Raw genomic sequence first — 19764 nt, forward strand, 5'->3', positions numbered from 1 at the left:
GTGAGTTTGTGTGGCTGAATCATTAATTGAGATCAAAAGAAAAATTGCCTCTACAAAGAAAACCAGTCAAATTACTAGTGCTATGCAAATGGTCTCAGGTTCTAAATTAAATAAATCTGAATCATCTTCTCGTAATTTCCAACGTTACTCAACTAAAGTACGTGAAGTTGTGACACACTTAGCTGCGACACAATTGGAAATTATCGAAAACGATGCGGCTTCAGGTTTTACAGGTGATTTGAATCGTGAAGATTACCATAGCATGTTACTTTCTCGTCCAGTCAAAAAAACCGGTTATATTGTCATCACTGCTGACAAAGGGTTAGCAGGCGGTTACAATAGCTCAGTTATCAAACAAACGTTGTCTATCTTAAGCGAAGACCACCGCAGTGATGATGAGTATGTCATGATGGCAATCGGTAGTGCTGGAGCCGAGTTCTTTAAAAACCGTGGTATGAATATAGCTTATGAGTTACGTGGGTTAAGTGATCAACCAACATTTGATGAAGTTCGTAAGATTGTTAAAGCAGCTGTTCAAATGTATGAGAACGAAGTATTTGATGAACTTTATGTTTGTTATAATCATCACGTTAACTCATTAGCTTCTCAGTTCCGTGCAGAAAAAATGTTACCAATTTCGGATTTAGATGCAGGAGAAGTAAAAACGTATGAATTAGAATACATTTTAGAGCCTAGTGCTGATGCTATTTTAGATACGTTATTACCTCAATATGCTGAAAGTCTAGTTTATGGTGCTATTTTAGATGCAAAAACAGCTGAGCATGCGGCGCGTATGACTGCAATGAAGAGTGCAACAGATAATGCAAAAAATATTATTGACGAATTAACTATTTCATATAACCGTGCCCGTCAAGCAGCGATTACCCAAGAAATTACGGAAATCGTTGGTGGGGCAGCGGCATTAGAGTAATAACGGGAGGAATGTGAAATGAATACAGGCAAGATTGTTCAAGTTATCGGTCCCGTTGTCGACGTGGAATTTTCATCAGATCAATCACTACCAGACATTAATAATGCCTTGGTTGTTTACAAAGCAGATTCTAAACAAAAAGTTGTTTTAGAAGTTGCCCTAGAGCTTGGAGATGGAGTAATCCGTTCAATCGCTATGGAATCAACTGATGGGTTACAAAGAGGAATGGAAGTTCTGGATACAGGAGCTTCAATTTCAGTACCAGTTGGTAAAGAAACATTAGGACGTGTCTTTAACGTTTTAGGTGAAACAATTGATTTAGAAAAACCATTCGATGATGACTGTGAAAAAAGTAGTATTCATAAAAAAGCACCAACTTTTGATGAATTAGCTACAAGTACAGAAATCTTAGAAACAGGGATTAAAGTTATCGACTTATTAGCACCGTATTTAAAAGGTGGTAAAGTTGGACTATTCGGTGGTGCCGGTGTTGGTAAAACCGTCTTAATCCAAGAATTGATTAATAATATCGCTCAAGAGCATGGTGGTATTTCAGTATTCTCTGGTGTAGGGGAACGTACTCGTGAAGGGAACGACTTATACTTTGAAATGAAAGAATCAGGTGTTATTGAAAAAACAGCTATGGTATTTGGTCAAATGAATGAGCCACCAGGTGCACGTATGCGTGTTGCTTTAACAGGTTTAACTATTGCGGAATACTTCCGTGATGTTGAAGGGCAAGATGTATTACTGTTTATTGATAATATCTTCCGATTCACACAAGCAGGTTCAGAGGTATCAGCCTTACTAGGTCGTATGCCGTCAGCCGTTGGTTACCAACCAACCCTTGCAACTGAGATGGGTCAATTACAAGAACGTATCACATCTACTAAAAAAGGGTCAATTACGTCTATCCAAGCGATCTATGTACCAGCGGATGACTATACCGATCCGGCGCCGGCAACTGCTTTCGCCCATCTAGATGCCACTACTAACTTGGAGCGTCGCCTAACTGAAATGGGAATTTATCCTGCGGTAGATCCATTAGCTTCAACATCTAGTGCCTTGGCACCTGAAATTGTAGGTGTTGAACACTATAAAGTAGCGACAGAAGTTCAACATATCTTACAACGTTACCGTGAATTACAAGATATTATTGCTATCCTAGGTATGGATGAATTATCAGATGATGAGAAAGTCTTAGTTGGCCGTGCTCGTCGTATCCAATTCTTCTTATCACAAAACTTCCACGTGGCTGAACAATTTACTGGTCAACCAGGTTCATATGTTCCAGTTAAAGAAACTGTCCGTGGCTTCAAAGAAATTCTTGATGGTAAACATGATGAATTACCTGAAGAAGCATTCAGAAGCGTTGGTAGCATTGAAGATGTAATTGAAAAAGCTAAAACATTAGGTTATTAGAATGGGGGTAGGACTATGACTTACCTAAAAGTAGAGATAGTTACTCCAGACGGTCTTAGTTATACTTGTGATGATGCTAAATTAGTTGTCGTTCGAACAATAGATGGTGAGTTGGGAATTATGCCAGGTCATACACCAATTATTGCACCGTTGGCAATTGATGAGGTTCGTGTTAAAAAAGAACGCGAAACGACAGAACAAGATATCATTGCAACAAATGGTGGAATAATGGAAGTTCGTGATGACGTATTATCTATTATTGCTGACAGTGCTGAGAAATCGACTGATATTGATGTTCCTCGTGCAGAACGTGCGAAACTTCGTGCAGAAGCTCGGATTGAAGAAGCGAAAAAAGAACAAGATATTGATCGTTTACGTCGTGCTGAAGTTGCACTAAGTAGAGCTATAAATCGTATTAATGTATCTAAAAAATAATCAAAAAGAGCAGGTCTATCAAGACTCTGCTCTTTTTTTTATTGTATATTTGTGATACACTGTACATTGCGATTATGTTTATGAAAATAAAAGATGAAAGGAAGCGAAAATAATGCAAGTTTTTGGGATAGAAGCAATCGTCAGACTAACTAGCCATTTCGCATTTGTTTACTTAGCTTTCTGGTCATTACAGTCACTTAAAACAGAAACTTTTTTTAAACGAGCAAATCCTACACAAATTAGGATGATATTGGTGTTATTTGCGATTGTAATCGGCTTTACTGCAAGTTCGTTTTTTATGGAGTGCTTAACATTAATAAAAAACTTTTTGTTAACAATGCTCTCATAGTGGGTTGAATATAAAAAATACTATAGTATAATATAATCGAGCGTTTATTATACTAAATGAAAAATTTCTTGAAAATATCTTTGGAGGGAACAAAATGGATCAAATTCTTGTTCGTGGTGGCAACAAATTAAAAGGAACAGTTAAAATTGAAGGGGCTAAAAATGCAGTTTTACCAATATTGGCTGCTGGTTTATTAGCAGATAAAGGGACAACGGTTTTAGATAATGTCCCAGTTTTATCAGATGTTTTTATGATGAAAGAAGTTATTCATCATTTAAATACAACAATTAAATTTGAGCAAGAAAAAAATAGAATAACAATTGACGCAACAGGTCAATTATTAGTTGAGGCGCCATATGAATATGTTAGTCAAATGAGAGCCTCAATCGTTGTCATGGGTCCGTTATTAGCCCGTAATAAGCATGCCCGTGTGGCAATGCCTGGTGGTTGTATGATTGGGTCACGCCCAATTGATTTACATTTAAAAGGCTTTGAAGCTTTAGGTGCAACAATTACACAAGAAAATGGCTATATCGAAGCCTACGCTGAACATGGCTTGAAAGGCGCACATATCTATTTTGATTTCCCAAGTGTTGGAGCAACTCAAAATATTATGATGGCCGCAGTTAAAGCAGAAGGTACAACAATAATTGAAAATGTTGCTCGTGAACCTGAGATTGAAGATTTAGCTAACATGTTGAATAAAATGGGTGCTAAAATTTCTGGTGCGGGAACTGAAACAATGACAATCGAAGGTGTTGAGTCATTAACAGGGGTTAACTATACGATTGTTCAAGATCGTATTGAGGCAGGAACGTTTATGGTTGCTGCAGCAATGACCCAAGGTGATGTTTTAATTTTGGATGCAGTGGCAGAACATAATAGTCCATTGATTTCTAAATTACGTGAGATGGGTGTAGAAATTACCCAAGAAGAAGAGGGGATACGTGTAGTAGGACCTGAAGTTTTAAAATCGACAGATATTAAAACATTGCCTCATCCAGGTTTCCCAACGGACATGCAAGCGCAGATGAGTGCGCTACAAGCTGTAGCTGAGGGGACAAGTGTTGTAACTGAAACGGTCTTTGAAAATCGTTATCAACATTTAATCGAAATGGCAAAAATGGGAGCAGAGTTCAAAATCGACAATAATGTTGCCTATATTTATAATCGTAAACAATTACATGGTGCAGAAGTAGCAGCAACTGATTTACGTGCAGCTGCGGCGTTAGTATTAGTTGGCTTGGTAGCGGAAGATCAAACAAAAGTAACGCATCTTGAGTATTTAGATCGTGGTTATCATGACTTCCATAAAAAATTAGCTGCTTTAGGGGCAAATATTGAACGTGTTAATCCAGCTAAAGTTTCAACACCTGAAAAACAAACAGTTTAATAAGGAGATTAGGTTATGGGGAGTTCAACGAAATACGTTTTAAAGCAAGTTTTCAAAATTTTATTAATTATTGTGTTATTAATTGCCTTATTTGTTATTGGATTAATGATTGGGTATGGCATGATTGGTGATGGTGAAATGAATAAGGTTTTTGAACAAGAAACGTGGACTCACATTCGTGATTTTTTTAAATAATAAAAAGCTGTGGCATTTGCCATGGCTTTTTATTATGAGTCAAACTAATAGAAATCACCCGTAAAATTTGGGATAATGATAGCAATCAAGTAATGGAGGGATATTGAATGAAGCGTATTGTATTAGGCCCAGTTAGATTTTATCAACGTTATATTTCACCAGGTTTACCTAGACGTTGCCGCTATCATCCGACTTGTTCAGAATATATGGTAGATGCTGTTAATTACCATGGGGCTTTTAAAGGCTTTCTAATGGGGCTAGGACGAATTTTAAGATGTCATCCATTTATTCAAGGCGGAATTGATTATATTCCTTTAAAATTCAGTCTCAGAAGAAATCATGATGAAGAATATCATGGACCATATGATAGAAAGGAAAAATAAGATGATAATAGAAGTTAGCGAGAAACAAGAATTACCTTGGGAGTTATTATTGTTGGCAGATCCTGACAAAAAAATGATAGAAAAATATATTTATGAGTCGCAAGTGTTTATCTATCAAGAAAATAAGATGACTCTAGGTGTTGTTGTTATTAAAAGGCAGGATAATGGTTATTATGAAATTATGAACACAGCAGTATCTAAGGATGCTCAAGGTCGTGGTATAGGAAAAATAGTGCTGAACGACATGTTGAAGCTCATAGGAGCATCTGAAAATAAAGGGATGAAAGTGAGAGTCAAAACTGGTGAAACCTCTACACCCGCCTTAAACTTATATAAATCTTGTGGGTTTCATGTGACAGAAATTGTAAAAGATTATTTTTTAAAACACTATGATGAACCTATTTATGAAGAAGGACAGTTATTAAAAGACCAAATAATTCTAGAGAAATTGGTCTAGATGAGTTATACTAATAATGATAATTAAATGAAATGAGGGGTTAAAATGTCAGTATTAGTATTTGATTGGGGCGGTACAGGTGTCAAACATGCGTTATGGAAAAATGAGCAGTTAGAGCAACAAGGAATATTTCCAACTCCAAGTACATGGGCTCAGTTAAAAAACGAAATGAAAGCGGTACAGGGGACGTATGAAGGCGAAAAGCTAGAAGGAGTCGCCATTAGTGCTCCAGGGGCAGTAGACAGCTCTGAGGGCGTTATTAATGGCATTAGCGCGATCCCATATATTCATCATTTCCCTATTCAAGAAGAGCTGGAAGCATTTTTTGATTTACCAGTTTCATTAGAAAATGATGCGAATGCAGCTGGGATAGCCGAAGTATGGAAAGGTGCTGCTAAAGATTTAAAAGATGTGCTGTTTGTTGTTTTAGGTACAGGTGTAGGTGGTGCTGTTATCAAAAATGGAAAAGTAGAGACAGGCTCTCACTTATATGGTGGCGAATTCGGTTTAATTTATATGGATGAAGATAATACATTTAGTGCCGTAGGGACAGCTGTTAAAATGGCAAATCGCTATTGTCAACGTAAAGGTGTAGCCGAAGGAACATATTCAGGAAAAGAAGTCTTTGCTTTTGCTCAATCTGGAGATGAACTTGCTAAAGAAGAAGAAGAAAATTTCTATAATTATGTTGCTCGAGCAATTTTTAGTATTCAATTTACGATGGATCCAGAATGTATTGTTATTGGCGGAGGAGTATCCGCTAAACCAGGTTTAAAAGAAGAGATAGATAAACGTGTTAAAACATTGTTTAATCACCATGGTATTACTGATTTCTTTCCTAAGATTGAGATGTGCGAATTTAAAAATGATGCGAATTTAATTGGTGCAGTCGCTACATTTTATCAAATGAATAGGTAATAAAAAAACACTTATCTAAGTAGATAAGTGTTTTTTTATGTTAGTAGTAACATGACTACAGTCATTAAAATTAAGCTTATAATAATGCTGATTGATGAGATGAATCCGGCTGTTTCTTCTTTGACGCCTGCTTCAACACTGTTAATAACAGAGAATGTTGGGATAGGTGCCAAGCAAATAATAGTTAAAACAATTTTAAGTAATTGATTATTAATAGGTAAAATAAAATAGAAAACACAGGCTAATATTATAGCAAAAAAATAGCGCCAAATAAGAATTTTTTTGACGGTAAGCCAATCTTTTTTTGGTAATAACAATTCCATATAAATTCCAATCATTAATAGTGATAAAAAGCCATTTGCCTTTGAAAAAGGTTCTAAAATATTGATAATGACGGATGGAAGAGTTATATTAGTTACTTTTAAAATAAACATAAACAAATAGGTTAAAAATGGAATAGATGAAAATAATGTAGCGGTTAAAAGTTTAATCGCCCGATTTGGCTGATAAGTAGGTTGACTACTTTCAACTAAAATTTTTGAACCACCGGCTAGCATGATACAGTTTCCCACATCAAACATAAAAAGATAGGGAATTGCTTGGGGATAAAAACTCTGAACAAAAGGCAGCGTAAAATTTCCAATATTATATCCAGTAATGCAATACATTAAAAGAATTCTATCTAATTGTGGCTGGTTTTTCCAAAGATACTTCCCTAAAAAAACAAGTGTAAAGTTCATTATTATGGCAATAATACAGAGTTCTATAAAGGTATTACTCATTTTCATAGGATTTAGCCCAATAATAATAGTAGCCGGTAGAGTGATCGTCATAATAATTGTTGATAAGATAAAACCATCTGTTTTTTTTACTAATCCTACTCGTTTTAACGTGTAGCCGGCTAATATTATAAGTAATAAACTGAGGGCATTTAATAAAATTGTTAACATATATCTCCTCCTTAGTAACCTATTATGAAACTTATCCAACATTTCTGCAACTATCTAGTTAACAATAGTCTGAAATTGTGGTATCTTGTATAAGATAGACGAACAAGGAGAGATGTAAAATGAAGAAAAATAAAGATATCGAAGTAGCTGTTGCAGAAAAAAGTAAAAATGCTAAAGGGCAAGCAGCAGAAGTTCATGAATTAACAATTGGAAAAAAAGTTATCGGTGAAATCGAAAAACTTGAGGAACGTAAATTTGTAGTAAATATCGAGGGTGAAGGACCTAAATATGTGAAGTCTTTTGATGAAGGATATGAAGTTTTGATTAGTCATTGGAATCTTTTTCAATAAAATTGACAAAAAATCATAAAAAAGCTTGCAAGTTTTCACAAAATTTTGTATTATATTGAAGTCGGGTTAATAAACCCCGATTTTGGAGGAATAGCGAAGTGGCTAAACGCGACGGACTGTAAATCCGTTCCTTAGGGTTCAGTGGTTCGAATCCACTTTCCTCCATTTAAATAATGGGCTATCGCCAAGCGGTAAGGCAACAGACTTTGACTCTGTCATTCGTTGGTTCGAATCCAGCTAGCCCAGTTTTGAGTTTTTTTTATTAAATTGTTATTTTATAAAAATTATCCATTTATTTTAAAAAATGAATAAATACTATAAAAAAGCTTGAAAGTTTCTCAAAAATGAGTATTATAGTGTAGTAGGGATAATTATCCTAGCTTTTGGAGGAATAGCGAAGTGGCTAAACGCGACGGACTGTAAATCCGTTCCTTAGGGTTCAGTGGTTCGAATCCACTTTCCTCCATTTTGTTTTATACGGCGATTGTGGCGAAGTGGTTAACGCACCGGATTGTGGCTCCGGCATTCGTGGGTTCGATTCCCATCAGTCGCCCCTTTTATTATTGGGCTATCGCCAAGCGGTAAGGCAACAGACTTTGACTCTGTCATTCGTTGGTTCGAATCCAGCTAGCCCAGTTTTAAAACACCCCGAGTTTTTTTTTTTTGGAAAATTTAAAATTAAAAAAAATTAAAAAAGACTTGCAAGTTTCACGAAAATTTTGTATTATATTGTAGTCGGGTTAATAAATTCGATTTTGGAGGAATAGCGAAGTGGCTAAACGCGACGGACTGTAAATCCGTTCCTTAGGGTTCAGTGGTTCGAATCCACTTTCCTCCATTTAAATAATGGGCTATCGCCAAGCGGTAAGGCAACAGACTTTGACTCTGTCATTCGTTGGTTCGAATCCAGCTAGCCCAGTTTTATGACATCTTAGGATGTCTTTTTTTTTGAAGTAAAATGAGGAAAGTTAATCTTAGATAAGTAATCTGAAATTAAACTTATTTTCAATTAAATTACAAAGTAGTCAAGAAAGATACAAATGTAAGCTAAAATTTAATAACGTAAAAGCTGAAGATAATTATCTTCAGCTTTTTTTATTAAAAAACTTGATTTTTAGGATTAACAAGTTTAAAGTTTAGGTATACCGAAAAAGGTTTGAATGAATAAAGGAGTGAGTACTATGTCAAACAATAAAGAACATCAACATTTTTTAACAGAAAAATTAAATGGGCTAAGCTTACCTGAGATTAATAATTCGGTCAGTATACCTAAAAATGCCAGCTTTTTTAAGAAAGTATTAGCTTATTCTGGTCCAGGTGCCTTAGTAGCAGTAGGTTATATGGATCCAGGTAACTGGGTAACATCAATTGCTGGTGGCGCACAATATGGCTATTTACTGCTGTCAGTTATTTTGGTTTCAAGTTTAATAGCGATGTTACTTCAGTACATGTCGGCTAAGTTGGGGATCGTGACAGGTCTGGATTTAGCTCAAGCTACGAGGATGAAAACAGGTCGTAAACTAGGGTTTATTTTATGGATCATTACTGAATTAGCCATTATGGCGACCGATATAGCAGAAGTAATTGGGAGTGCGGTTGCTCTAAATTTATTATTTGGAATTCCATTATTGTTAGGAGTTATTATTACGGTTCTAGATGTATTTATCTTATTGATGCTAACACGTTTAGGTTTTAGAAAAATTGAAGCAATTGTGATGACATTGATTCTAACTATTCTGGGTGTTTTCTTATATGAAGTTATATTAGGTCAGCCTAATATGAATGATCTGATGCATGGGTTTGTTCCTCAGAAGCAAGTTTTTACAGATAAAGGTGCTTTATTTTTAGCATTAGGTATTGTAGGTGCAACAGTTATGCCTCACAACTTGTATTTGCATTCTTCAATTGTTCAATCAAGGAAATATGATCGTGATAACAAAGAAGAAATCAAAGAAGCAGTTAAGTTTGCCGGCATTGATTCTAACTTGCAATTGTTAGTGGCATTCGTTATTAACTGTTTACTTTTAGTTTTAGGTGCCTCTATGTTTTTTGGACAAGGAGATAACCTCACAACTTTAGGCTCACTTTATCGTGCTCTTAATGACAATCAAATTGTAGGTGCTATTGCCTCACCAGTGTTGAGTGTTTTGTTTGCAGTTGCTTTATTAGCTTCTGGTCAGAACTCAACGATTACAGGTACTTTAACAGGCCAAATTATCATGGAAGGGTTTATCAAAATGCAGATGCCAGTTTGGGCTAGACGTTTGATAACGCGTTTACTAGCAGTGATACCCGTGATTATTTGTATTATAATGTTTGGTGGGACAGAGGAAGTAGTAGAAAAATTGTTGATTTATACACAAGTATTTTTAAGTGTCGCCCTACCAGTTTCTATGATTCCTTTAACCCTGTTTACTAGCAGTAAGGAGTTTATGGGTGAATTTAAAAATTCTTTATGGATGACATCTTTAGCCTGGTTTGTCACAATTGCCTTAACTATTTTGAATATTAATTTAATTATGACAACTTTTTAATTAAATGAAAAAAGTACTCGTTTGAAAGCGAGTACTTTTTTTCTTTACTTAATATACCTGAGGGGGTATAATCCTAATACCCGCATGGGTATTTAAGGAGGGACTATTTTGAGTAATAAAAAAATTGTTATTATAGGTGGGGTTGCTGGTGGTGCAACAGCAGCAGCACGTATACGTAGATTAAGTGAGGAATCTGAAATAGTTATATTTGAAAAGGGAGCTTATATTTCTTTTGCTAATTGCGGCTTACCTTATCATATTGGTGGAACTATTCAAGAGCGCGATGATTTATTATTACAAACAGTAGACGGTATGACCGATAACTATCGTATTGATGTCAGAATTCAGACTGAGGTATTAAGAATCTTGCCTGATGCTCGATTAGTAGAAGTTATTAACCATCAAACAGGGGAAACCTATCAAGAAAGTTACGATGAATTAATTATATCAACGGGCGCTAAGGCAATTATTCCGCCGTTTGATGGTTTAAAAGAGGCAGATAATATCTATACACTTCGCAATATACCAGATATGGATAGTATTATAGAACACATTGAACATAAGTCAGTGAAAACTGCTGTGGTAATTGGTGGCGGTTTTATTGGTCTAGAAATGGTTGAGAATTTAGTTGAGAGAGGGATTGAAACATCCCTTGTTGAAATGGGTCAACAGGTAATGCCTTCAATTGATTATGAAATGGCCCAAATTATTCATCAGCAATTAAATCTTCACCAAGTTAATGTCGTTTTAAACGATGGTGTTGCCCATTTTGAAAATAAAGGTCATAAAATTATTTTACAAAGTGGTAACACACTGACAGCAGATTTAATAATATTAGCTATTGGAGTATCACCTGAGAGTACACTAGCAAGAGAAGCTGGAATAAAGTTAGGAATGAGGAATGCGATTAAAGTTTCTCGCCAATTTGAAACAAGTAGACCTCATATTTATGCGATTGGTGATGCCATCCAAGTCTCGGATTATGTGACAGGTAAAGATACTCTTATCCCTTTAGCTTGGCCAGCTAATCGACAAGGTCGTTTAGTAGCAGACCATTTATTTGGGAAGAAAGTTGCCTATCCTGGAACATTAGGTACTGCTATAGCTAAAGTCTTTGAGCTTACGGTAGCCTCAACTGGTCAAAATGAAAAAAATCTTATTAAACAAGAAATAGCTTATCAAGCCATACATTGCCATCCAAATTCACATGCTAGCTATTATCCAGGGGCAACTCCCATTGCTTTAAAACTATTATTTTCACCTGATGGTAAAATTCTAGGGGCACAAGGAATCGGAAGTGAGGGTGTAGCGAAACGGATTGATGTGATTGCCACTGCTATGCATTATCAACAAGATGCTCGTAGTTTAGCAGGGTTAGAATTAGCTTATGCTCCCCCTTATTCTTCAGCTAAAGATCCTGTGAATATTTTAGGTTATATGGCTGAAAATGTTCTAGAAGGGATTGTGACTAATATCCAGTGGTCAGATGTGCCCAAATTAGTAAAAGAGCAGGCGTTTATATTAGATGTTCGAGAGGAGTTCGAAGTTGCTATAGGTAAAATTGATGGTGCTATGGTTATTCCATTATCTAACTTGCGACAACGACTAAACGAACTACCAAAAGACAGAATTATCTATGTTTATTGTCAGGTAGGTCATAGAGGCTATAATGCTTGTCGAATTTTAATTGCGAATGGATTTGAGGTTAAAAATATTGATGGTGGTTATAAAACTTACAAACAGTCAATTTATCAACTAACTAAGTCAACTGCTAATCCTAATAGGGAACATAAAAAGGAATTAAAAGTGTCGAGTTCCACAAATGTTAATCAAGTGTCGACAGAAAATGTTGTTAAGGTCGACGCTTGTGGGCTACAGTGTCCTGGTCCTATCTTAAAAGTTAAACAAACGATGGATAAATTAGTCCCAGGTGAGGTTTTAGAAGTAGTTGCTAGTGACTTTGGCTTTTCTGCCGATATAGCAGCATGGTGTCATAGTACCAATAATAACTTACTGTCTAATGAAATTGTTGCTAACCGGGTAATTGCTCGTTTACAAAAAAGTAAGGAGTCAAATACGACCGATCCTGTTACTTGTTCTTTGAATCAAGATAGAGGATCACAGTTGATTGAGTCGGATAATAATGCGACGATGGTCGTCTTTAGTGGTGATTTAGATAAGGCTTTAGCCTCAATGATAATTGCCACAGGAGCCGCCGCGATGGGTAAAGAAGTGACAATGTTTTTTACTTTTTGGGGATTAAGTATTCTAAAAAAAGAAAATGTTAAAGTCCCGAAGAAGGGTATGGCTAAGATGTTCGATAAAATGCTGCCCAAACATGCTAATCGCTTACCTATTTCTAAAATGAATATGTTAGGAATGGGATCAAAAATGATTAAAGATGTTATGAAAAAGAAAAATGTTGATTCGTTACCGCAGATGATAAAAAATGCGGAAGACGCTGGTGTTAAATTTGTCGCATGTACCATGAGTATGGATATTATGGGTATTTCTAAAGATGAGTTGATGGATTCTGTAGAGTACGGTGGCGTGGCAGCTTATTTAGGGGATGCAGAAAAGAGTCATCTAAACCTCTTTATTTAAACGGACGCATATTTAAACTATCAGTAAAGATAGATAGAATTTTATAAAAATAATTAAATAACGTGAAAGTTTTGCTTAAAAAAGTTATAATTAAGATATAAATTTAACGATGAGCAAAAAGGAGAGGTTATTTATGAATGTTGAAAGGTTAAAAGAAAAAATTTATCATAACTATAAAGCACTAAAAGAGGCAAAAGAAGTAAAAATCAATCAGGACCCCATTGCAAAAAAAACAGCTAGCCCACAGGCTTTAACGGAAGAAGTGGGGGTTGAAATTACTAATCCAACTCAACATGCCATTAAATGGCGTTCGAAAGGTCATTAATCGTTCAATAAAAAAATCGCTATCTAAAAAGATAGTGATTTTTTTATTTCGTCTACATCTTCATGAAACCGTTGACAATGCTTTAAGGTTATCGTATATTAATGGTATATTATAAAACAGATAGCTTTGGATAGTTATTGCGTAAGGCAAGCTAAACCTAATTTATTACACTAACGGGATTATTATATCCTTTTAAGTGTTATGAATTAGGTTTTTCTTATAGGATCGATCAATAGAGGTGAGGTGACGGAACAGTGCTTATAAAAAAAATCTTGAACAATAATGTTGTTGTCTCCATAAATGAGACACAGGAGGAAATTATTGTGATGGGAAGAGGGTTGGCTTTTCAAAAAAAAGTAGGCGATTTAGTCTTAGAGGATAAGATAGATAAATTGTATAAATTAACTGACCCCAAAACATCAAACCAGTTACAAGAACTAATCACACACATTCCGCTAGATTTTTTCCAACTTGCAGATAAAATTATAAATTTAGCTGAAGATAAACTAGGGACAGTTTTAAACGAAACAGTTTATATTGGCTTGACGGATCATTTATATAGTGCAATCACCCGCAAAGAAGAAAACATCAGCGTAACGAACTTTCTTTTATGGGATATCAAACGCTTTTTTCCTAAAGAATTTGAAATAGGCATAGAAGCAACGGCCTTAATTTACCAAGAGACAAAGGTTCAACTATCAGAGGATGAAGCTGGCTTTATCGCGCTACATCTTGTTAATTCTCAGCTTGGATATGAGACAAATAATATGGAGAAGATGACCTTGCTCATGCAGGAAATCACTAATATTATTAAATATTTTTATAAGATAAATTTTGATGAAGAGTCAGTCTATTTCACTCGCTTTATTTCGCATTTACAGTTTTTCTCTTATCGACTTATTTCTAAAACAGCTTATAAAGCAGATGAAGAAGATGATTTATTAGATATTGTTAAGCACAAGTATGGGACAGCCTATGAATGTGTCTTAAAAATCAGTGAATTTATTGAAACAAAGTATCATTATACTGTTTCAAAAGAAGAGCAATTATATTTGACGATTCATATTATTAAAATTGTGTCAAAAAGTATTAGTACACCAGATAATTGAAGATTAAAAATCTTTGATCATAAATTTATTACATTAGATAGGAGGTTTAGGATAAATCAGTGTATCAGTAATAATTGGATAGTGACATTAAGTTGGCTAAACCTAATAAATAGCTAATATCTATTAGGAGGAATTATTATCATGGGAAAATATTCAGAACTAGCAAAAGAAATAGTTGTACAAGTTGGTGGTAAAGATAACATCCGAAGTTTGACTCATTGTATTACCCGCTTACGTTTTAAATTAAGAGATGAGGCTAAGGCCAATGATGATTATTTGAAAAATATGGAGGGTGTTGTGACTGTCATGAAAAGTGGGGGTCAATATCAAGTAGTCATCGGAAATCATGTTCCTCAAGTCTATGACGAAGTTCTAGCTTTAACAGGGTTAGGTGTGGATCAAATTGAAGACGACAATGATGAAGAGAAACAAACTTTATTCAACCGTTTGATTGATACGATTAGTGGCTGTTTCCAACCCTTTTTAGGTGCTTTAGCAGCTGCTGGAATGATTAAAGGTCTGAACGCTCTGTTCTTATTTTTAAGTTTATATACGCCGGAATCTGGGACATATCTTGTATTAAACGCCATAGGTGATGCTATATTTATGTTTATGCCTATTATGATTGGGGCAACTTCGGCCAAACAGTTTAAAGTAAATCAATATGTTGGGATGGCAATCGGGGCTGCACTGTGTTATCCAGCCATTCAGAAAACAACTTTATCTGCTGGTGAGGCAATGGGAAGTTTTTTAGGGGCAGATTATTATAGTAATTTTTTAGGGATGCCTTTTATTCCTAATGATTATCTTAGTAGTGTTATTCCGGTAATAGTGATTGTATGGTTCGCAAGCTATGTGCAAAAAATAGCTAAAAGAATTGTACCAGAAGTTATCCAAACTTTCTTTGTTCCATTTTTTATTTTACTTGTTTCTTTACCAATTGGTTTCTTAGTAATTGGCCCAATTATTACAGGACTATCTAATCTGTTAGGAAGCGGGTTTCAATCGTTATATGATTTTTCTCCGTTGCTGTTAGCGATTTTAGTAGGTTTTTTCTGGCAAGTCTTAGTTATTTTTGGTCTACATTGGAGTTTAATACCGTTAGCGTTAATGAATTTAGGGATGTACGGTTACGATACTATTTTAACCGGAACATTTGGAGCAGGTTTTGCTCAAACAGCTGTCGTGATGGCGATGTATTTCAAATTTAAAAATGAAACAGACAAAAAAATGTGTATCCCAGCTATTATTTCAGGTATGTGTGGTATCACTGAGCCAGCTATCTACGGGATTACCTTACCTCGTAAGAAACCTTTTGTATTTTCAATGATTGGTGGCGCTGCTGGTGGTGCTGTTATGGGGGTAATGGGTGCTAAGGGTTATACATCAGGTGGTCTGGGGATTTTTGGTGTTGTAAATTATATCAATCCTGAAACAAATGATGCCACAGGCATGTACGCTTCATTTATCACGATTATTGTGTCAATGGTTATTGGTTTCACTTTAACTTATTTCTTTTGGAAAGATGATAGTGTGGTTCAACAGCCAACAGAACAAGTTAAGAATAAGGCAAGTAGACAAGATATTATGAGTCCTTTAACTGGTAACTTTATGCCGTTAAGTCAGATTAAAGATCAAGCTTTTTCTATGGGCTTGCTAGGTAAAGGTGTCGCAATTTTGCCAACTAAAGGTCAAGTAGTAGCACCGTTTTCTGGTACAGTTACTACTTTATTCCCAACTAAACATGCTATTGGTTTGACATCAGAAGATGGGATGGAACTTTTAATTCATGTCGGAATGGATACGGTTCAATTAGATGGCAAATTTTTTAGAGCCCATGTTGAGCAAGGTGAAGCTGTGAAACAAGGACAATTATTATTAGAATTTGATATTGAAAAAATTAGCCAGGCAGGGTATTCCTTAGAAACACCAATTGTTATTACGAATACCAATGATTATTTAGATATTATAACGAGCGAGGAGTCAACAATCCAATCAGGTGAAAAAATTTTAACAGGATTAGTTTAATTATACTTATATAGAGAGGATGTTAGTTATGGGATTTAAAAAAGATTTTTTATGGGGTGGCGCAACTGCTGCCAATCAATGTGAAGGTGGTTATAATGAAGGAGGCCGTGGTTTAGCCAATGTTGATGTTGTGCCGATTGGTAAAGATCGTTTCCCAATTTTACTTGGAGAAGTGAAGAATTTTGATTTTAAAGAAGATCATTTTTATCCTGCACAAGAAGGGATTGATATGTACCATCGTTATAAGGAAGACATTGCTTTATTTGGCGAAATGGGCTTCAAGACTTACCGATTATCCATTGCGTGGTCTCGTATTTTTCCTAAAGGAGACGAATCTGAACCAAATGAGGAAGGATTAGCTTTCTACGAAGATTTATTTAAAGAATGCCATAAATATGGGATTGAACCGCTAGTTACAATTACGCATTTTGATTGTCCGATGCATCTAATCAAAGAATATGGTGGGTGGCGTAACCGTAAACTTGTGACTTTTTATGAGAATTTATGTCGTGTACTTTTTAATCGTTACAAAGGTTTAGTGACGCATTGGTTAACCTTTAATGAAATTAATATGATCTTACATGCGCCATTTATGGGAGCAGGACTTTATTTTGAAGAAGGAGAAAATCAAGAAGCAATTAAATATCAAGCAGCTCATCATGAGTTAGTAGCCAGCGCGTTGGCTACTAAAATTGCTCATGAAGTGGACCCCAATAATAAAGTTGGCTGCATGCTAGCGGCAGGGTTAAATTATCCATACACATGTAAGCCAGAAGATTATTTTAAATCTTTAGAAACGGATCGAGAAAATTATTTCTTTATTGACGTTCAATCTAGAGGTGCCTATCCAACCTATGCTTTAAAAGAAATGGAACGTAAAGGGATTGAGATACCTTTTATAGAGGGAGATACTGATTTATTAAAAGAACATACCGTTGATTTCATTTCATTTTCTTATTATTCTTCAAGAACCGTATCAACTGATCCAGAGGTTAATAAGCAAACAGAAGGAAATATTTTTGCTTCTATTGAAAATCCATATTTAGAAGCGAGTGAATGGGGTTGGCAAATTGATCCACTTGGATTTAGATCAACGATGAATGCGTTATACGATCGTTATCAAAAACCTTTGTTTGTAGTAGAAAATGGTTTAGGTGCAATCGATACACCAGATGAAAATGGTTATGTATCGGATGAGTATCGTATTGATTATATGCGTCAGCATATTGCAGCGATGAGAGATGCAGTTGAATTGGATGGCGTTGATTTAATGGGTTATACAAGTTGGGGCTGTATTGATTTAGTGAGTGCTGGCACAGGTGAAATGAAAAAACGTTATGGCTTTATCTATGTTGACCGTGATAATGAAGGAAATGGGACTTTAAAGCGTAGCAAGAAAAAGTCATTTGACTGGTACAAACAAGTGATTGCAACCAATGGAGAAAATTTAGCTTAGTTATGAAAATAGCCCCCTTAAGGGGGCTATTTTATTTGTTGTAAGTGTTTATATTGTACAAAACGTCCGCAAAAATATTATAATATTATCATATTAAGAGATGAGGGGATGATTATATGAAACGTTTAGAAGGTAAAATAGCCATTATCACAGGGGGAGCATCTGGTATTGGGGAAAAAACAACTCAACGATTTTTAGAAGAGGGAGCTCAAGTGATTGTTTGTGATATCAATGAAAAATCAATGGAGTATCTATCTGATGTGCCTAACGTTACTACAAAAAAACTAGATGTTAGCTCTGAAGATAACTGGGAACTGGTTATTGCAGAAATTATGGAAACCTATGGACGTATTGATATTTTAATTAATAATGCGGGAATTTCATCTGATAAAGGACTAGAGAATACAACTGAAGCTGATTGGGAATTGCAGCATAAAATTAATAGTTGGGGACCCTTTGTTGGGATGAAAAAAGTCGTGCCTTTGATGAAAGAAGCTGGTAAAGGTGTCATTGTGAATACCGCATCTTATACGGCTTTAATTGGAGCAGGAATTAATGCCTATACAGGTTCAAAAGGATCAGTTAGAGCGGTCACTCGTGCTGCAGCCGCTGAATTAGGAACTTTTAATATTCGTGTTAATTCTGTTTATCCAGGTGTCATTGAAACGCCCATGTCAGCCGCTGTTAAGGAGCATAAAGAGGCGATGGATTTTCTGGTTGCCAATACTCCACTAAAACGTTTAGGACAACCCGAAGAAGTTGCTAATGCTATTTTATTTTTAGCATCAGATGAAGCCTCATATATTACAGGAACTGAATTAGTTGTAGATGGTGGTTATTCAGCTTAATACTTTTGAGTAAGAACTCCTTTAAGAGGGGTTCTTTTTCTGTGGGCTAGTGATGAGATAAACTAGCAACTTTAGGGGTAAAATGATAAAATAAATACATTAAAGATGAGAGTAGGGTTTCGTATGACAGAGTTTGTAACAGTAAGAACATTAGTAAACGAACTACAATTAGAAGTCGTTTGTGGTGAAAACTATTTAGATAAAAAAATTATTACAAGTGATATTTCACGTCCTGGTTTAGAACTAACAGGTTATTTTAATTATTATCCCCATGATCGTGTCCAGTTATTCGGGCGTAAAGAATCAGCATTTTCAGAAAAAATGATGCCAGAAGAACGTGCAATGGTTATGCGTCGTATGTGTCATAAGGAGACCCCAGCTATTATTTATGCTCGTGGAATTGAACCGCCGGTTGAGTTGATTGAGGCAGCTGAGGAACGCCAAACACCTATCTTGGTATCACCCTTGACGACCTCGCGTATCTCTGGTGTTATTTCAACATTTTTAGAAAGTAAGCTAGCAAAAAGAACATCTATTCATGGAGTATTGGTAGAAGTTTATGGCTTAGGTGTTTTAATTCAAGGAGATAGTGGGATTGGTAAAAGCGAGACTGCTTTAGAACTAATAAAAAAAGGGCACAGGTTAATAGCGGATGATCGGGTAGACGTTTATCAGCAAGATGAACGTACGATTATTGGTGAGCCTGCTCGGATATTAGAACATCTTATTGAAATTAGAGGAATTGGGATCATTGACGTTATGAATTTATTTGGTGCTAGTGCGGTCAGACCTCATGGTCAAGTTCAGTTAGTTGTCTATTTGGAAAATTGGAGTAAGGACAAACAGTTTGATCGCCTAGGTGGTGCTAATGAAACCATGCAGATTGCCAATGTTGATATTCCTAAAATTTCTATTCCCGTCAAAACAGGACGAAATGTGGCAATCATTGTTGAGGTAGCAGCGATGAATTTTCGTGCAAAAACAATGGGATATGACGCAACTAAAACATTTGAAAATAATTTATCGGCTTTGATTAAAGAGAACTCTGATCAAGTATAGGTAATCAAAGGAGGAATA

The 19764-nt window shown here is 35.6% G+C and carries 19 protein-coding genes and 7 tRNA genes; 25 read left to right on the forward strand and 1 reads right to left on the reverse strand.

Annotated features, from left to right (window positions below):
• Positions 1–10 precede the first annotated feature (10 nt).
• The 9 genes from OL234_RS04120 to OL234_RS04160 all read left to right on the forward strand — a co-directional run bounded on the left by OL234_RS04120 (position 11) and on the right by OL234_RS04160 (position 6483).
• Positions 11–931, forward strand: coding sequence for a F0F1 ATP synthase subunit gamma (locus OL234_RS04120; RefSeq protein ID WP_275469893.1), 921 nt, complete (start codon positions 11–13; stop codon positions 929–931).
• An 18-nt stretch (positions 932–949) separates the two neighbouring features.
• Complete coding sequence (atpD, locus tag OL234_RS04125) at positions 950–2353, forward strand: F0F1 ATP synthase subunit beta (RefSeq protein WP_275469894.1); 1404 nt, start codon at positions 950–952, stop codon at positions 2351–2353.
• 15 nt (positions 2354–2368) lie between these two features.
• Positions 2369–2788 carry a F0F1 ATP synthase subunit epsilon gene (locus OL234_RS04130; protein ID WP_275469895.1) on the forward strand — a complete coding sequence of 140 codons (420 nt, stop codon included), beginning with the start codon at positions 2369–2371 and terminating at the stop codon, positions 2786–2788.
• Between the two features lie 112 nt (positions 2789–2900).
• Entirely contained in the window at positions 2901–3137 is a 237-nt protein-coding gene (locus OL234_RS04135) for a DUF1146 family protein (RefSeq protein ID WP_275469896.1), read from the forward strand.
• A gap of 94 nt (positions 3138–3231) precedes the next feature.
• Positions 3232–4530 (forward strand): UDP-N-acetylglucosamine 1-carboxyvinyltransferase, encoded by a 1299-nt coding sequence (gene murA / locus OL234_RS04140; protein WP_275469897.1) that lies wholly within the window; start codon positions 3232–3234, stop codon positions 4528–4530.
• Between the two features lie 15 nt (positions 4531–4545).
• Positions 4546–4725 carry a DNA-directed RNA polymerase subunit beta gene (locus OL234_RS04145; protein ID WP_275469898.1) on the forward strand — a complete coding sequence of 60 codons (180 nt, stop codon included), beginning with the start codon at positions 4546–4548 and terminating at the stop codon, positions 4723–4725.
• Positions 4726–4832: 107 nt separating this feature from the next.
• Positions 4833–5108 (forward strand): membrane protein insertion efficiency factor YidD, encoded by a 276-nt coding sequence (gene yidD, locus OL234_RS04150; RefSeq protein WP_275469899.1) that lies wholly within the window; start codon positions 4833–4835, stop codon positions 5106–5108.
• On the forward strand, positions 5089–5565 hold the full coding sequence (locus OL234_RS04155; protein ID WP_275469900.1) for a GNAT family N-acetyltransferase: 477 nt from the start codon (positions 5089–5091) through the stop codon (positions 5563–5565). Before yidD ends, OL234_RS04155 begins: the two co-directional genes overlap by 20 nt.
• A 45-nt stretch (positions 5566–5610) precedes the next feature.
• The gene (locus OL234_RS04160; protein WP_275469901.1) at positions 5611–6483 is read left to right on the forward strand and encodes an ROK family protein; all 873 of its coding nucleotides are present in this window, start codon (positions 5611–5613) and stop codon (positions 6481–6483) included.
• Between the two features lie 35 nt (positions 6484–6518).
• On the opposite strand, the gene OL234_RS04165 is transcribed toward OL234_RS04160, so the two are convergent.
• On the reverse strand, positions 6519–7433 hold the full coding sequence (locus tag OL234_RS04165; protein WP_275469902.1) for an AEC family transporter: 915 nt from the start codon (positions 7431–7433) through the stop codon (positions 6519–6521).
• A 119-nt stretch (positions 7434–7552) separates the two neighbouring features.
• Between OL234_RS04165 and OL234_RS04170 the strand changes: the two genes are divergently transcribed.
• The 16 genes from OL234_RS04170 (at position 7553) to hprK (ending at position 19746) form a co-directional block, all read left to right on the forward strand.
• Entirely contained in the window at positions 7553–7783 is a 231-nt protein-coding gene (locus OL234_RS04170) for a DUF2969 family protein (protein WP_275469903.1), read from the forward strand.
• An 84-nt stretch (positions 7784–7867) separates the two neighbouring features.
• Positions 7868–7948 (forward strand) — tRNA-Tyr (locus OL234_RS04175).
• A gap of 9 nt (positions 7949–7957) precedes the next feature.
• A tRNA-Gln gene (locus OL234_RS04180) sits at positions 7958–8029 on the forward strand.
• A gap of 139 nt (positions 8030–8168) precedes the next feature.
• Positions 8169–8249: transfer RNA gene (locus OL234_RS04185), tRNA-Tyr, on the forward strand.
• A gap of 14 nt (positions 8250–8263) precedes the next feature.
• Positions 8264–8336: transfer RNA gene (locus OL234_RS04190), tRNA-His, on the forward strand.
• A gap of 11 nt (positions 8337–8347) precedes the next feature.
• A tRNA-Gln gene (locus tag OL234_RS04195) sits at positions 8348–8419 on the forward strand.
• 121 nt (positions 8420–8540) lie between these two features.
• Positions 8541–8621 (forward strand) — tRNA-Tyr (locus OL234_RS04200).
• 9 nt (positions 8622–8630) lie between these two features.
• A tRNA-Gln gene (locus tag OL234_RS04205) sits at positions 8631–8702 on the forward strand.
• Positions 8703–8964: 262 nt separating this feature from the next.
• Entirely contained in the window at positions 8965–10317 is a 1353-nt protein-coding gene (locus OL234_RS04210) for an Nramp family divalent metal transporter (protein ID WP_275469904.1), read from the forward strand.
• Between the two features lie 108 nt (positions 10318–10425).
• Positions 10426–12921 (forward strand): CoA-disulfide reductase, encoded by a 2496-nt coding sequence (locus OL234_RS04215; protein WP_275469905.1) that lies wholly within the window; start codon positions 10426–10428, stop codon positions 12919–12921.
• A gap of 133 nt (positions 12922–13054) precedes the next feature.
• Positions 13055–13246, forward strand: coding sequence for a hypothetical protein (locus tag OL234_RS04220; protein WP_275469906.1), 192 nt, complete (start codon positions 13055–13057; stop codon positions 13244–13246).
• Between the two features lie 254 nt (positions 13247–13500).
• Entirely contained in the window at positions 13501–14355 is an 855-nt protein-coding gene (gene licT, locus OL234_RS04225; protein ID WP_275469907.1) for a BglG family transcription antiterminator LicT, read from the forward strand.
• A gap of 141 nt (positions 14356–14496) precedes the next feature.
• Positions 14497–16383 carry a beta-glucoside-specific PTS transporter subunit IIABC gene (locus OL234_RS04230; protein WP_275469908.1) on the forward strand — a complete coding sequence of 629 codons (1887 nt, stop codon included), beginning with the start codon at positions 14497–14499 and terminating at the stop codon, positions 16381–16383.
• Between the two features lie 28 nt (positions 16384–16411).
• A complete protein-coding gene (locus OL234_RS04235; protein ID WP_275469909.1) occupies positions 16412–17839 on the forward strand; it encodes a 6-phospho-beta-glucosidase in 1428 nt (475 codons plus the stop codon).
• A gap of 116 nt (positions 17840–17955) precedes the next feature.
• Positions 17956–18687 (forward strand): SDR family NAD(P)-dependent oxidoreductase, encoded by a 732-nt coding sequence (locus OL234_RS04240; RefSeq protein ID WP_275469910.1) that lies wholly within the window; start codon positions 17956–17958, stop codon positions 18685–18687.
• Between the two features lie 123 nt (positions 18688–18810).
• Positions 18811–19746: an HPr(Ser) kinase/phosphatase gene (hprK, locus tag OL234_RS04245; protein WP_275469911.1), complete on the forward strand. Its 936-nt coding sequence runs from the start codon at positions 18811–18813 to the stop codon at positions 19744–19746.
• The last annotated feature ends 18 nt before the right edge of the window (positions 19747–19764 follow it).

Source organism: Vagococcus intermedius (assembly GCF_029144185.1).
GTDB lineage: Bacteria > Bacillota > Bacilli > Lactobacillales > Vagococcaceae > Vagococcus_D > Vagococcus_D intermedius.

Bases quoted from the DNA above. Each gene is read 5' to 3' on its own strand.
- OL234_RS04135 (WP_275469896.1), top strand. From the start codon at position 2,901: ATGCAAGTTTTTGGGATAGAAGCAATCGTCAGACTAACTAGCCATTTC.
- OL234_RS04145 (WP_275469898.1), top strand. From the start codon at position 4,546: ATGGGGAGTTCAACGAAATACGTTTTAAAGCAAGTTTTCAAAATTTTA.
- atpD (WP_275469894.1), top strand. From the start codon at position 950: ATGAATACAGGCAAGATTGTTCAAGTTATCGGTCCCGTTGTCGACGTG.
- OL234_RS04240 (WP_275469910.1), top strand. From the start codon at position 17,956: ATGAAACGTTTAGAAGGTAAAATAGCCATTATCACAGGGGGAGCATCT.
- murA (WP_275469897.1), top strand. From the start codon at position 3,232: ATGGATCAAATTCTTGTTCGTGGTGGCAACAAATTAAAAGGAACAGTT.
- OL234_RS04160 (WP_275469901.1), top strand. From the start codon at position 5,611: ATGTCAGTATTAGTATTTGATTGGGGCGGTACAGGTGTCAAACATGCG.
- OL234_RS04155 (WP_275469900.1), top strand. From the start codon at position 5,089: ATGATAGAAAGGAAAAATAAGATGATAATAGAAGTTAGCGAGAAACAA.
- OL234_RS04230 (WP_275469908.1), top strand. From the start codon at position 14,497: ATGGGAAAATATTCAGAACTAGCAAAAGAAATAGTTGTACAAGTTGGT.
- OL234_RS04210 (WP_275469904.1), top strand. From the start codon at position 8,965: ATGTCAAACAATAAAGAACATCAACATTTTTTAACAGAAAAATTAAAT.
- OL234_RS04130 (WP_275469895.1), top strand. From the start codon at position 2,369: ATGACTTACCTAAAAGTAGAGATAGTTACTCCAGACGGTCTTAGTTAT.
- OL234_RS04235 (WP_275469909.1), top strand. From the start codon at position 16,412: ATGGGATTTAAAAAAGATTTTTTATGGGGTGGCGCAACTGCTGCCAAT.
- OL234_RS04220 (WP_275469906.1), top strand. From the start codon at position 13,055: ATGAATGTTGAAAGGTTAAAAGAAAAAATTTATCATAACTATAAAGCA.
- OL234_RS04170 (WP_275469903.1), top strand. From the start codon at position 7,553: ATGAAGAAAAATAAAGATATCGAAGTAGCTGTTGCAGAAAAAAGTAAA.
- yidD (WP_275469899.1), top strand. From the start codon at position 4,833: ATGAAGCGTATTGTATTAGGCCCAGTTAGATTTTATCAACGTTATATT.
- OL234_RS04165 (WP_275469902.1), bottom strand. From the start codon at position 7,433: ATGTTAACAATTTTATTAAATGCCCTCAGTTTATTACTTATAATATTA.
- hprK (WP_275469911.1), top strand. From the start codon at position 18,811: ATGACAGAGTTTGTAACAGTAAGAACATTAGTAAACGAACTACAATTA.